Origin of the sequence: Mesoflavibacter sp. SCSIO 43206 (genome assembly GCF_019904215.1) — a bacterium.
Lineage (GTDB): Bacteria > Bacteroidota > Bacteroidia > Flavobacteriales > Flavobacteriaceae > Mesoflavibacter > Mesoflavibacter zeaxanthinifaciens.
Window position 1 is genome coordinate 1,547,186 of record NZ_CP063201.1, and the last position, 14,347, is coordinate 1,561,532.

Annotated in this window: 12 protein-coding genes; 11 read left to right on the plus strand and 1 reads right to left on the minus strand. The window is 32.1% G+C overall.

Features of this window, described 5'->3' with window-relative positions; translation table 11 throughout:
- Positions 1–3: 3 nt before the first annotated feature.
- From INR78_RS07160 to queG, 8 genes are all read left to right on the plus strand, one after another.
- Positions 4–534, plus strand: coding sequence for a DUF3341 domain-containing protein (locus INR78_RS07160; RefSeq protein WP_027879459.1), 531 nt, complete (start codon positions 4–6; stop codon positions 532–534).
- A gap of 9 nt (positions 535–543) precedes the next feature.
- Positions 544–1,101, plus strand: a complete 558-nt coding sequence (locus INR78_RS07165; RefSeq protein WP_223075984.1) for a cytochrome c — start codon at positions 544–546, stop codon at positions 1,099–1,101.
- Positions 1,102–1,127: 26 nt separating this feature from the next.
- A complete protein-coding gene (locus tag INR78_RS07170; protein WP_223075985.1) occupies positions 1,128–2,528 on the plus strand; it encodes a quinol:cytochrome C oxidoreductase in 1,401 nt (466 codons plus the stop codon).
- A gap of 30 nt (positions 2,529–2,558) precedes the next feature.
- Positions 2,559–3,632 carry a cytochrome c oxidase subunit II gene (locus INR78_RS07175; protein WP_223075986.1) on the plus strand — a complete coding sequence of 358 codons (1,074 nt, stop codon included), beginning with the start codon at positions 2,559–2,561 and terminating at the stop codon, positions 3,630–3,632.
- A gap of 45 nt (positions 3,633–3,677) precedes the next feature.
- On the plus strand, positions 3,678–5,468 hold the full coding sequence (locus INR78_RS07180; protein ID WP_223075987.1) for a cbb3-type cytochrome c oxidase subunit I: 1,791 nt from the start codon (positions 3,678–3,680) through the stop codon (positions 5,466–5,468).
- Between the two features lie 67 nt (positions 5,469–5,535).
- On the plus strand, positions 5,536–6,558 hold the full coding sequence (gene ruvB, locus INR78_RS07185; RefSeq protein WP_027879454.1) for a Holliday junction branch migration DNA helicase RuvB: 1,023 nt from the start codon (positions 5,536–5,538) through the stop codon (positions 6,556–6,558).
- Positions 6,559–6,574: 16 nt separating this feature from the next.
- Positions 6,575–7,903 carry a cytochrome P450 gene (locus INR78_RS07190; protein ID WP_223075988.1) on the plus strand — a complete coding sequence of 443 codons (1,329 nt, stop codon included), beginning with the start codon at positions 6,575–6,577 and terminating at the stop codon, positions 7,901–7,903.
- 2 nt (positions 7,904–7,905) lie between these two features.
- The gene (gene queG / locus INR78_RS07195; RefSeq protein WP_106677457.1) at positions 7,906–8,826 is read left to right on the plus strand and encodes a tRNA epoxyqueuosine(34) reductase QueG; all 921 of its coding nucleotides are present in this window, start codon (positions 7,906–7,908) and stop codon (positions 8,824–8,826) included.
- On the opposite strand, the gene INR78_RS07200 is transcribed toward queG, so the two are convergent.
- Positions 8,810–9,841 (minus strand): LacI family DNA-binding transcriptional regulator, encoded by a 1,032-nt coding sequence (locus INR78_RS07200; RefSeq protein WP_106677459.1) that lies wholly within the window; start codon positions 9,839–9,841, stop codon positions 8,810–8,812. The two genes, queG and INR78_RS07200, sit on opposite strands and share 17 nt — an antisense overlap.
- A gap of 152 nt (positions 9,842–9,993) precedes the next feature.
- On the opposite strand from INR78_RS07200, the gene INR78_RS07205 reads away from it, so the two are divergent.
- The 3 genes from INR78_RS07205 to INR78_RS07215 all read left to right on the plus strand — a co-directional run bounded on the left by INR78_RS07205 (position 9,994) and on the right by INR78_RS07215 (position 14,346).
- Entirely contained in the window at positions 9,994–12,612 is a 2,619-nt protein-coding gene (locus tag INR78_RS07205; protein WP_255592972.1) for a TonB-dependent receptor, read from the plus strand.
- 76 nt (positions 12,613–12,688) lie between these two features.
- Complete coding sequence (locus INR78_RS07210) at positions 12,689–13,042, plus strand: glutaredoxin family protein (RefSeq protein ID WP_223075989.1); 354 nt, start codon at positions 12,689–12,691, stop codon at positions 13,040–13,042.
- A 5-nt stretch (positions 13,043–13,047) separates the two neighbouring features.
- Positions 13,048–14,346 carry an MFS transporter gene (locus tag INR78_RS07215; RefSeq protein WP_223075990.1) on the plus strand — a complete coding sequence of 433 codons (1,299 nt, stop codon included), beginning with the start codon at positions 13,048–13,050 and terminating at the stop codon, positions 14,344–14,346.
- Position 14,347 lies beyond the last annotated feature (1 nt).

Sequence of the window (14,347 nt, forward strand, 5' to 3'; positions counted from 1 at the left end):
CATATGGAAGCTTCAAAAGTAATTCACGCTATTTATAACGACGATGATGTTTTAATGAACGCAGTAAAAAAAGTTAAAGCTGCAAAACATCATATAGAAGAAATTTACACTCCTTTTCCAGTTCACGGACTAGATAAGGCAATGGGATTAGCACCAACACGTATAGCAATAACAGCTTTTTTATACGGTTGTGTAGGTTTAACAGTTGCAGTTTTAATGATGAATTTTATCATGATTGAAGACTGGCCTCAAGACATTGGAGGTAAGCCAAGTTTTAGCTACTTAGAAAACATGCCAGCATTTGTACCAATTATGTTTGAGCTTACAGTATTTTTTGCAGCTCACTTAATGGTAATTACATTCTATTTAAGAAGTAGAATGTGGCCTTTCAAAAAAGCTGAAAACCCTGATCCTAGAACTACTGATGACCATTTTTTAATGGAAATACCTGTTAGTGGAAACGAAAACGAATTACATAACTTGTTAGTAGAAACTGGTGCAGTAGAAATTAACGTAGTTGATAAAGCTCATTAATTAGATACAATGAAACATTTAATTAAAATAACAATAGTAGCCTTAATTGCAGTATCGTTTACGTCTTGTAATAAAAAGACAAGACCCAATTACGAGTACATGCCAAACATGTATGAATCTGTAGCTTACGAAACTTATCAAGAGTCTGATGCTTTTGCAAACGGTAAAGAAGGACAATTGCCTGTTGAAGGAACAATCTCAAGAGGATATATGCCTTTTGATTATGCAGGAGACACTGATGGATATAATTTAGCTAAAGCTGAATTAACAAGTCCATTAGATTCTACTCAAGTTGATTTAAATAGAGGTAAAGAACTTTACAATATTTATTGTGGTATTTGTCACGGTAATAAAGGTGCAGGACAAGGACAATTAGTAAAGAGAGAAAAAATACTTGGAGTTCCTAGTTATGCAGATGCAGGTAGAGCGATAAATGAAGGTAGTATTTACCATGTTATTTATTACGGTAAGAATGCAATGGGTAGCTATGCTAATCAACTAAATGAAGAAGAGCGTTGGCAAGTTGTAGCTTATGTATTAAGCTTAAAAGCAAATTTAGAAAAATAAGATTTAGATAAAGTTTATATAAAGATATGTACACGTTTTCAAATAGACTAAAGATTTTTGCTGGTATCTTAATTGTCTTAGGACTTTTAGGGGTAACCTATGGTTTTATGAATTCTCATAAAACATTAGACCAAGTAAAAGAAATGTTAGCGGCAGAAGCAAGTCATGGAGGTCATGGCGATTCTCATCAAACAGAAGAGCATGTTGTTAAAGGAGGTAATGACCATTCAGACAATGCACATGATACAAACTCGCATGGAGCACTAGAAGATGCTGGACATCACTCAAGTACAGATGCTCATCAAGGTGACGAGCATGCAAAACATGTTCAACATCAAATACATAACAGACCATGGTCTGCATTATATGTTGCTGCATTTTTCTTTATGATGATAGCATTAGGTGTATTAGCATTTTATGCAATTCAATTTGCAGCACAAGCAGGTTGGTCTCCTTTATTATTTAGAGTCATGGAAGGTATTACGTATTACCTTTTACCTGGTGCAATAATTGTTCTAGCTATTGCAATGATGGCAGGAGATCATATTTTTGTTTGGATGAATCCAGACATGGTTAATCCAGAAAGCGAACACTTTGACAAATTAGTAGCAGGAAAATCAGGTTGGCTTAATTCTACTGGATTCTTAATTAGAGGTATTATTTTTATAGCAGGTTGGAGTATATACCGATTTTTTGCTCGTAAATTCTCTTTAGCTCAAGATGAAGCAGCAGCTGGAGATAATTCTAATTTCAAAAAATCATTCCGTATTGCAGCTGGGTTTTTAGTATTCTTTATTTATACTGAATCTATGATGTCTTGGGACTGGATTATGAGTGTTGATCCTCATTGGTTCTCTACATTATTTGGATGGTATGTATTTGCAAGTATGTTTGTAAGTGGTATTACTGTAATAGCATTAATTACAATTTACTTAAAATCTAAAGGATTATTACCACAAGTAAATGATAGTCACATTCATGATTTAGCAAAATTCATGTTTGGTATAAGTATTTTCTGGACTTATTTATGGTTCTCTCAATTTATGTTAATCTGGTACTCAAACATCCCAGAAGAGGTAACATACTTTGTAACTAGAATAGAAGATTATAAATTACCATTCTTTGGTATGGTAGCAATGAATTTTATTTTCCCACTATTATTATTAATGAACAGTGATTACAAACGTATTCCTTGGTTTGTTGTAATGGCAGGAGTTGTAATATTAGCAGGTCACTATCTTGATATATTCAATATGATTATGCCTGCAACAGTAGGAGATAGATGGTTTATTGGTGTACCAGAAATAGGTTCAATATTATTATTTGCTGGATTATTCTTATTGTTAGTATTCTATGCAATATCAAAAGCACCTTTAACAGCAAAAGGAAATCCTTTTGTAAAAGAAAGTGAACATTTCCATTATTAATAAAAAAACAAATTAAGAAGAACGACAACAATGACGGCTTTAATATCAATTTTAGTTTTAATATTTATTTTCGTTGCCATTTGGCAAATGGTTAAAATCTTTGATTTGACTCAAACGGGTAAATCTTCAGAGAACAACCAAATTGCTAATGATAATGACAACAAAGTAAACGGTTACTTAATGATAGGTTTCTTAATCTTCATTTATGCAATAACTATTGTTTGCATCGCAAAATATGGTGATTTACCGTTACTTTCTAATTCTGCATCAGAGCATGGACCAAGTGTTGATAGATTAATGATAATCTCTTTACTTGTTATCTTCTTTGTTCAAACAATTACACAATTCTTACTACACTATTTTGCTTTTAAATACAGAGGTCAAAAAGGAAGAAAAGCTTTATTCTTTGCAGATAACAACAAATTAGAAGCTATATGGACAATCATTCCGGTAATAGTTTTAGCAGGTTTAATCATTCAAGGTTTATTTACTTGGACTAGCATCATGAATGTAGATGAAGAAGCAGATCCAATGGTTGTAGAGCTTTATGCACAACAATTTAACTGGAAAGCAAGATATGCTGGAGCAGATAACGCATTAGGTAAAGCTAACGTAAGATTGATTGATTTAGATAAAGCTAATATCTTAGGTGTTGATGAATCTGACCCTAATGCCCAAGATGATGTTATTGTAACAGAATTACACTTACCTGTAGGTAAACCAGTATTATTTAAAATGCGCTCTCAAGACGTACTTCACTCAGCTTATATGCCTCACTTTAGAGCACAAATGAACTGTGTTCCAGGTATGATTACTCAGTTTAGTTTTACACCAACAAAAACTACTGCTGAAATGAGAGAAGTACCAGAAATTAAAGATAAAGTTGCAAACATTAATAAAATAAGAACTGAAAATAGTAAAGAACTTATTGCTAATGGTGAAGAAGCTTTAGAACCTTACGAGTTTGATTACTTACTTTTATGTAATAAAATTTGTGGTACATCTCACTACAATATGCAAATGAAAATTATTGTAGAAACTCAAGAAGAGTTCGACGCTTGGATGAAAGAACAAAAACAGTTCAAAAATTCATTAAATTTGTAATTCTAGAAAAAGAAAAATTTTAATTAAAGAAAAGATTATTAGATTATGTCAGCACACGTAGAAGCACATGCACATGACGATCATGGTCATCACCATAAAGAAACATTTATAACTAAATATATATTTAGTCAAGACCATAAAATGATTGCCAAGCAGTATTTAATTACTGGGCTTATAATGGGAATTATTGGAGTTGTAATGTCTTTAATGATGCGTATGCAAATTGCATGGCCTGGAGAACCTAACGCTTTCCTTCAAACCTTTTTAGGTAAATGGGCTCCAGACGGTGTAATGAGCGCAGATATTTACTTAGCTTTAGTAACAATTCATGGTACCATCATGGTATTTTTTGTATTAACAGCAGGTTTAAGTGGTACTTTTAGTAACTTATTAATACCATTACAAATTGGAGCAAGAGATATGGCTTCAGGTTTCTTAAACATGGTGTCTTATTGGTTATTCTTTGTATCTTGTGTAATAATGGTTGCTTCATTTTTTGTTGAAGCTGGACCAGCAGCAGCAGGTTGGACTATTTATCCTCCATTAAGTGCTTTACCTATGGCTCAAGGTGGATCTGGTCTTGGTATGACATTATGGTTAACCTCTATGGCTATTTTTATTGCTTCTTCTGCTTTAGGATCATTAAACTACGTTGTTACAGTATTAAATCTTAGAACAAAAGGTATGTCTATGACTAGATTACCTTTAACAATTTGGACATTTTTCGTAACTGCAATTATTGGTATTGTTTCTTTCCCGGTATTATTATCTGCAGCTTTATTATTAATAATGGATAGAAGTTTTGGAACATCATTCTTCTTATCAGATATATTTATTCAAGGTGAAGTTTTACATTACCAAGGAGGATCTCCTGTACTATTTGAACATTTATTTTGGTTCTTAGGTCACCCAGAAGTTTACATCGTATTATTACCAGCATTAGGTATAACTTCAGAGATTATTGCAACTAACTCACGTAAACCTATATTTGGATATCGTGCCATGATTGCTTCAGTTTTAGCAATTGCATTTTTATCTACAATTGTATGGGGTCACCACATGTTTGTATCAGGTATGAATCCATTCTTAGGTTCAGTATTTACTTTTACAACATTATTAATTGCAATTCCTTCTGCTGTAAAAGCATTTAACTATATTACCACATTGTGGAAAGGTAACTTACAGCTTAACCCAGCAATGTTATTTTCTATAGGTTTAGTTTCTACCTTTATTACAGGTGGTTTAACAGGTATTATTTTAGGAGACAGCGCATTAGATATTAACGTCCATGATACATATTTTGTAGTAGCTCACTTCCACTTAGTAATGGGTATTTCTGCACTTTATGGTTTCTTTGCAGGTGTTTATCACTGGTTCCCTAAAATGTTTGGTAGAATGATGAACAAAAATTTAGGTTACGTTCACTTCTGGATCACTGCAGTTTGTGCTTATGGTGTATTCTTCCCAATGCACTTTATAGGTATGGCAGGATTACCAAGACGTTATTATACAAACAGTGCATTTCCATTATTTGATGATTTATCAAATGTGAACGTTGTTATTACAGTATTTGCTTTAGTAGGTGGTGCTTTCCAAATCGTATTTTTCTATAACTTCTTCTCTAGTATTTTCTACGGAAAGAAAGCAGAACAAAACCCATGGAAGTCTAACACTTTAGAATGGACAACTCCAGTAGAGCATATACATGGTAACTGGCCAGGAGCAATCCCAACTGTACACAGATGGGCTTACGATTATAGTAAACCAGGACATGATGACGACTTTGTTCCTCAAGATATACCTTTAAAAGAAGGAGAAGAAGAGTTACAACACTAATCATCACTCTAAAATATTTAAAAAGCCTTTCTAAACAGAAAGGCTTTTTCTTTATATTTGCTTTTGTATGAATGAAAACCTAGATCCAACAAACGATAATTTTTCTCCTGAAGAATTTGATATCGAAAAAACTTTAAGACCTCTAAATTTTAGCGATTTTACAGGTCAAGATCAGGTATTAGAAAATCTCCAAATATTTGTACAAGCAGCCAATAAAAGATCAGAAGCATTAGACCATACGCTTTTTCATGGTCCACCAGGTTTAGGTAAAACGACATTAGCAAATATCTTGGCTAATGAGCTTAATGTTGGTATTAAAGTGACTTCTGGACCAGTTTTAGATAAACCAGGTGATCTTGCAGGACTTCTTACTAACTTAGATGAAAGAGACGTTCTTTTTATAGATGAAATTCATCGTTTAAGTCCAATCGTAGAAGAGTATTTATACTCCGCTATGGAAGACTATAAAATTGATATTATGATTGAGTCTGGACCAAATGCAAGAACCGTTCAAATCAATCTAAATCCGTTTACTTTAGTTGGCGCTACAACGCGTTCAGGATTGCTTACAGCACCTATGCGTGCTCGTTTTGGTATTCAAAGTAGATTACAATATTATAGCACCGAATTATTAACAACAATCATACAACGTAGTGCAGACATTTTAAATGTACCAATTTCTATGGAAGCTGCAATAGAAGTTGCAGGTCGTAGTCGTGGTACACCAAGAATTGCTAATGCATTATTGCGTCGTGTTAGAGACTTTGCGCAAATAAAAGGTAATGGATCTATAGATATCAAAATAGCTAAATATGCTTTAGAAGCTTTAAATGTTGATGCTTATGGTTTAGATGAAATGGATAACCGAATCCTTTCTACCATCATTGATAAGTTTAAAGGTGGGCCAGTTGGTATCACAACCATAGCTACAGCTGTTAGTGAAAGTTCTGAAACTATTGAAGAAGTTTATGAGCCATTCTTAATTCAGCAAGGTTTTATCATTCGTACGCCACGAGGAAGAGAAGTAACCGAACTAGCCTACAAGCATCTTGGAAAAATAAAAGGGCCAACACAAGGCGGTTTATTTTAAGAAAAGAATAAAATTTATGGAGCAACAAACACATATTCCTGAGGTTTCATTGCTTCAGTTTATAAAACATTCTTTCAAAATTCTAAAAAATCCGTTACCATTTCATCATAGAAATTTTAAGAAATATGGTGATATTTTTAGACTAAACATTGGAGCAAAAAATCATATTTTCTTTTCTCGTGATGCACAATTAGCTATTCACGTACTTCAGAAAAATCAAAAAAATTATACAAAGTCAAAAATTCAAACTAAAGATTTAGCAAAATATGTTGGTAAAGGACTATTAACTGCAGAAGGAGATCATTGGAAAACGCAGAGAAAACTTATTCAACCTGCATTTCATAAAAAAAATCTTCAACAGTTATTAGATACGATTCAGTCTGCAATTAATACTGAGTATGATAAAATCGAAACTAATAAACCTATAGATGTCTTTCCTATTTTTAATGATTTAGCGTTTCAAACTGTAGTTAAATCTTTATTTAGTAGTGCCGCAAATGCAGACGAGATTAATAGACTACAACACATTACTGAAGAAGTTCAGAAAATGTTGGTCAAAGAGCTTAGACAACCGTACCTAGGTTGGTGGTTTAAAATAAGTGGTACATTACAACATCACTTAGATTTAGGGCAAGAGTCTAAAGATATTTTAAAACGAATTGTAAACCAACGCCAGCAATCTAGTGTTAAGTACAACGATTTATTAGATATGTTGTTGTCTGCAAGATATGATGATGGTTCTTCAATGGAAGAGAAGCAGCTGTTAGACGAAATTTTAATCCTATTTGTTGCAGGTCATGAAACCACATCAAATGCGCTAACATTTACTCTGCAACTATTAGCGTTACATCCTGAATGGCAAGACAAAATTTATGATGAAATAAAAGCGAATGAAGATGAGCAAGACTTGATGAATCAAGTAATGAATTCAAAAATTTGTCAGCAAGTTATAGAAGAATCTATGCGTTTGTATCCGCCAGTATATTTTATAGATCGAGTGAATGTAGAGGACGATAGTTTTAAGGATTATCATTTTAAAGCGAATTCAAATTTATTGTTTTCGGTTTTTGAAATTCATCGTCATCCAAAACTTTGGGATCAACCAAATAAGTTTTTACCAGAACGATTTGAAGATGGTGGCAGGCAATTTTCATCACAATATTTTCCTTTTGGAGCTGGACCAAGAAAATGTATTGGTAATAATTTTGCGATGTTTGAAATGATTATAGCAATAAACGAAATTATAAAACGCTACAAAATCAAACCAGAATTTAAATCTATAGATATTTTGCCTCTTATTACTTTAAAACCAAAAAATGCTATCTTAAAATTTGAAGCTAGATAATATTGAATACTAAAACTAAATACACGCAATTAATTAAAACCGAAGCAAAACGTCTCGGTTTTTTGTCGTGCGGAATTAGTAAAGCTCAATTTTTAGAAGAAGAAGCGCCACGTTTAGAAAAATGGTTAAATAAGAATATGCATGGTCAAATGTCGTATATGCAAAATCATTTTGATAAGCGTTTAGACCCTACAAAATTAGTAGAAGATTCTAAAAGCGTCATTTCGTTATTACTTAATTATTACCCAGAACAAACGCAAATAGAAGATAGTTACAAGCTATCAAAATACGCATACGGTACAGATTATCATTTTGTAATAAAAGATAAATTAAAGCAACTTCTAGCATTTATAAATGAAGAAATAGGAGAAGTCTATGGTCGTGCTTTTGTAGATTCTGCACCAGTTTTGGATAAAGCTTGGGCAGCAAAAAGTGGGTTAGGTTGGATAGGCAAACATAGTAACCTATTAAGCCAAAAAACGGGCAGCTTTTATTTTATTGCAGAATTAATTATAGATTTAGAGTTAGATTACGATAACCCAACAACTGACCATTGTGGGACATGTACAGCTTGTATAGACGCGTGCCCAACACAAGCAATTGTAGAACCTTATGTGGTAGATGGAAGTAAATGTATTAGCTATTTTACTATCGAGTTAAAAGACGAATTACCGTCCAATATGAAAGACAAATTTGACGATTGGATGTTTGGATGTGACGTGTGTCAAGATGTTTGTCCATGGAATAGGTTTAGTAAACCTCATAATGAACCATTATTTAATCCGCATCCAGAATTGCTATCTATGACTAAAAATGATTGGCAAGATATTACCAAGGATGTTTTTAATAAACTATTTAAAAAATCAGCGGTAAAACGTACAAAATTTTCTGGTTTACAAAGAAATATTAACTTTTTAAAATAGGTTTAGTAGAGTTTCTAACTATTAAATCTGTATCTAGTACAACCTTTTTATATCTAAATTTCTCATTTTTCTTTTTAGCTTTAATTTCTTTATATAAAACTTTAAAAGCTTCTTTACCCATTTTAAATCCTGGTTGATTTATAGTAGTTAGAGAAGGAGAAACAACTGTAGACATAAACCAATTACTAAATCCAACTATAGAAATATCTTCAGGAACTTTTATATTCATTTCATTAAAAGCAGTAATTGCTCCGATAGCAACTAAATCTGTATTTACAAAAATACCATCAACATTTTTATGTTCTTCAACTAATTTTTTTGCATAATATTTCCCTTCTTCAAAACTAACATCATTTAAAACATAAACTAGTTTAGAATCGTAAGGTATGTTAAAATCTTCTAGTGCTTTTTTGTATCCTAAAAATCTATCAATTGAGTTTTGAGGTAGCAATGGACCTCTAAAATGGGCAATTTTTTTACAACCAATTTCAATTAAATACTTTGTAGCTTCATAAGCAGCTTTTCTATCATCAATAATTACCTTCGAGCAGTCAATAATTTTTGCAATTTTATCAAACATAACCAAAGGTGTATCATTATCTATAACCTCTTTAAAATGATCAAATTTAGAAGTGCCATTTGCTATAGAAACTAAAATTCCATCCACTCTTTTGTTTTGTAATAGCTCTAGTTGTTTCTTCTCTAGCTCATAAGACTCGTTAGACTGTAAGATTATAACTAAATACCCTTTTTTTTCTGCCTGCGCAATAATACCCTTAATAACACTAGAGAAAAAATGATGTACAATTTCAGGAACTATTAACCCAATAGTTTTAGACTCTTTAGTTCTTAAATTTACTGCAAAAGAGTTTGGTTTATAATTCATCTCTTTAGCAGTTTTAAGAATAAGCTTTTTGGTTTCAGGATTTACATCAGCGTAACCTTTTAAAGCTTTAGATACTGTAGATACAGAAACATTAATTTTTTCTGCAATTTCCTTTAAAGTAGTTGGCATTTTATATGTTTTTGTAAAAGTAACTAAAATTTACGAAAACGTTTTTGTTATTTTCGAAAACGTTTTCGTTTAGAAATTTATATTTTTATTAAGATCTAGTTATAAATTTGACAACAAACAACTAATAATTTTGAATATTTAAAACTCATTACATGATGAACACGATTAAAACAAAATGCTTTTTAGCAGTTTCTTTTTTCTTTTCATTATCGTTTGTATTGGCTCAATCAACGATAAAAGGAAAAGTTAAAGACCTTAGCGGTACACCAATACCAGGTGTTAATGTAATTTTAGATGGAACAACCAAAGGATCTCAAACAGATTTTGAAGGTAATTACACGATTTCTAACGTAGAAAATGGTACTTACATTGTAAAGGCATCATATTTAGGGTATGCATCGCAATCTAAAAATGTTTCAGTTAATAATGCAGATGTAACATTAAATTTTGATTTAGAAGAAGATACAGAATCTTTAGATGAAATTATTATAACAGGTGTTACTAATCCTAGATCAAAAATTGAATCTAGTGTATCTGTAACAAGTATGAAGCCTAAGGTTATTGCTCAATCAGCGCCTCGTACAACTGCAGAAATTTTTAGAACGATACCAGGTATTAGATCTGAATCTTCTGGAGGAGAAGGTAACTCTAATATTGCTGTTCGTGGTGTACCAATTTCTTCAGGTGGATCAAAATATGTCCAACTACAAGAAGATGGATTACCAGTGTTGTTATTTGGTGATATTTCTTTTGGTACCGCAGATATTTTTACAAGATTTGATTCTAATGTAGCGCGTATAGAAGCAATAAGAGGTGGATCTGCATCTACATTAACATCAAATGGACCAGGTGGAATTATAAACATCATTAGTAAAACCGGAAAAACAGAAGGTGGTAACTTAGCAACAACAGTTGGTTTAGATTATAATTCTTTTAGAGCAGATTTTGATTACGGTACTAAAGTAGGAGAAGACTTATACTTGCATACAGGTGGTTTTTATCGTGTAGGAGAAGGTGTGAGAGAAACTGGTTTTACGGCTAATAATGGAGGTCAATTAAAATTAAGTTTAACAAAAGAATTTGAAAAAGGTCAAATTAGAGTTTATGCTAAATATTTAAATGATAAAGCTGCAGCTTACTTACCAATGCCAATGAAGGTAACAGGAACAAATAGTAATCCAGATTGGAGTAATGCACCTAATTTTGATGCAACAACAGGATCTTTACACTCGTCAAATTTATTACAAACAGTAGGTTTAGGTGCAGACGGACAGTTAAGAAGAGGAGATGTAAGAGACGGTATGCATCCTAAATCTACATCTGTAGGTATGGAAGCAAAATTTGATATAGGTGAAGGTTGGAAAATTAAAAACAACGCAAGATTTTCTGCAAATAACGGAAGCTTTGTATCTCCATTTCCAGCAGAAGTTGCTTCAGCATCTTCAATAGCAGATAGTTTTGGAGCAGGATCAACATTACAATTTGTAGATGGGACAGCAGTCCCTACGAACAGTTTAGTAGCTAGAATACATATGTTTGATGTAGAGTTAAACAACTTTAACAACTTTATGAATGATTTTAAACTTCAAAAATCTTTTGAAGGTGTAGATTTAACTGTTGGTTACTTTAAATCTTTACAAAATGTGTCAATGTCTTGGTTATGGAATTCTTACTTACAAGAAGTTAATGATGATAACGCAAGATTAATAAATGCATTTGACGCATCAAATAATCCATTAAGTGAAAACGGATTGTATGCTTACGGAGTTCCGTTTTGGGGTAACTGTTGTACAAGAAACTACGATACACAATACAATGTTTCTGCACCATATGCTAACGTAACAGTAGAAGCTACAGATCAATTAACTTTTGATGCAAGTGCAAGGTATGATAAAGGTAGAGTAGATGGTTCTTTTGCAGGTGCAGTAACAACTCAATTTGATGTTAATAATGATGGAGTTATTTCTGTACCAGAACAAAGCGTAGCTGCAATAGATAATGCTAATGTAACACCGGTAGATTACGATTACGATTATTTTTCATACTCAATAGGAGCAAACTTCAAGATTAAAGAAAACCAAGCAGTTTTTGCAAGATATAGTAAAGGAGCTTCAGCAAAAGCAGATAGAATTTTATTTTCTGGATTAAACTATACTGACGGAGATAGAATAAACGCTTTAGACTTTATTAGACAAGCAGAATTAGGTTTTAAACAAGGGTTTAAAAATGGAGCTTTGTATGCAACTTTCTTTATGGCTAATACAGCCGAAGAAGGCGGTTTTGAGGCTTCTACAAATAGTATCATAGAAAATGATTATAAATCTAAGGGATTAGAAGTAGAAGGTTTTTACAACTTTAATAACTTTAACTTACGCGGTGCTGTAACTTACACAGATGCAGAAGTAGACTCTGGTGCTAACGAAGGTAATACACCAAGAAGACAACCAGATTTTATTTATAACATAATGCCATCTTATAACTTTGGTGAAACAAAACAAAACTCTATAGGATTAAGCTTTACTGGTCAAACAGAAGCTTATGCACAGGATAATAACGAGTTAGTAATGCCAGGCTTTGTTATAGTAAGTGGTTTTGCTAACGTTAAGATTACAGATTCACTTTTTGCTAACATTTCTGCTAACAATATTTTTGATAGTATAGGTGTGACCGAGGTAGAAGAAGGAAGCATTGTAGAAAATCAAGACAACTATGTTAGAGCTAGACCTTTACCAGGAAGATCTATGACGCTTGGGTTACAATATAAATTTTAAAATTTATTTGATTTGATTGATAAAAAATAGGTTGGTATTTAAAAAAAGTATCAGCCTATTTTAAATAAAGCTAACTGTGAAAACAATAATTCTAAATACTTTTTTTTCATTAATATTTCTTTTCAATACAAGTGTAATTGAAGATCAAAACCAATTTGAAAATAATAATATTCAAGATGTAATAATAGTTTATGGAAGTGATACTTGCCATTACTGTTTGGATACAAAAACATTTTTAAATAAAAACAATATTAAGTATACGTACTATGATATTGATAAAAATGAAAAAGCATTAAATGAAATGCTTACTAAATTAAGAGCAAAAAAAATAAGTGTTTCAGATTTAAAGATACCGGTAATAGATAAAAACGGAAACATCTTTACAAATAACATTAAGTTTGAAGATTTTTTAAATAAGATAAAAGAATAAACGTAATGCTAAAAAAACCAAAATTAAGTTTCTGGCAAATACTAAATATGAATGTTGGATTTTTCGGAATCCAATACAGTTTTGGTTTACAACAAAGCGCAGTTACACCTATTTACGATTTTCTAGGAGCAAGTCCTGATCAAATCCCAATACTACATTTAGCAGGACCGGTTACAGGTTTAATTGTACAACCATTAGTTGGTGCTTTAAGTGACAAGACTTGGCATCCTAAGTTAGGTAGACGTAAGCCTTTCTTTTTAATAGGAGCAATATTATGTAGTATAGCTTTGTTAGCTTTTCCGTTTAGTAGTTCATTATGGATGGCTGCTGGTTTGTTATGGATTTTAGACGCAGGTAACAATACTGCTATGGAGCCTTACCGTGCTTTGATTGCAGATAAATTAAGCGAAGAGCAACAACCACTTGGTTTTCAAATGCAAAGCTTTTTTACAGGATTTGGACAGACATTAGCTAATTTATCTTTATTTATTTTTCCTTTAATTATAGTTGGTACCACAGGTTCATTACCTTCATGGGTATATGCATCTTTCTTTTTAGGATCTATATGTTCTATCGGATCTATTTTGTGGAGTATGAGTAAGACCAAAGAAGATCCACCAACAAAAGAAGAGTTAGAGTTAATAAGAAGCAACGATAAAGGGATTTTTCATCCGTTATTAGAGATAATAGAAGCTATCAAAGATATGCCAAAAGTAATGTGGCAATTAGCTTTAGTATATCTATTTCAGTGGTATGCATTATTTTGTTATTGGCAAAACTCTTCAAAAAGTGTAGCGCTTTCTGTGTGGAATGCTACACCAAGTTCTAATCCAGATGCATATGCAGAAGCAGTTGGTTGGACAGGATTAATTAACGGCTGGTATAATATTATCACATTTTTAGTTGCTTTTGGTTTAGTGTATCTAACAAAAAAAATAAAACCAAAACATGTACATGCTATCTGTTTACTTGTAGCAGCAGTTGGTTTTTTTGTATTTCCAATTATAGAGAATAAAAATTTATTGTTTGTGGCAATAACAGGATTTGGTATTGGCTGGGCAAGTATGATGGGTATTCCTTATTTAATTGTTGTATCGGACATACCAAAAGAAAGATACGGAGTTTATATGGGAATTATCAATATGATGATAGTTATACCAATGATTATTCAAACATTGTCGTTTGGATACATACTTAAACATTTTTTAGGTAATGATCCAAGAAACGCAATAACTTTTGCAGCAGTACTATTGGTTATCAGTGCTGCGCTAACATTAATTATTAAAACAAAAAATAAAGCTTAAT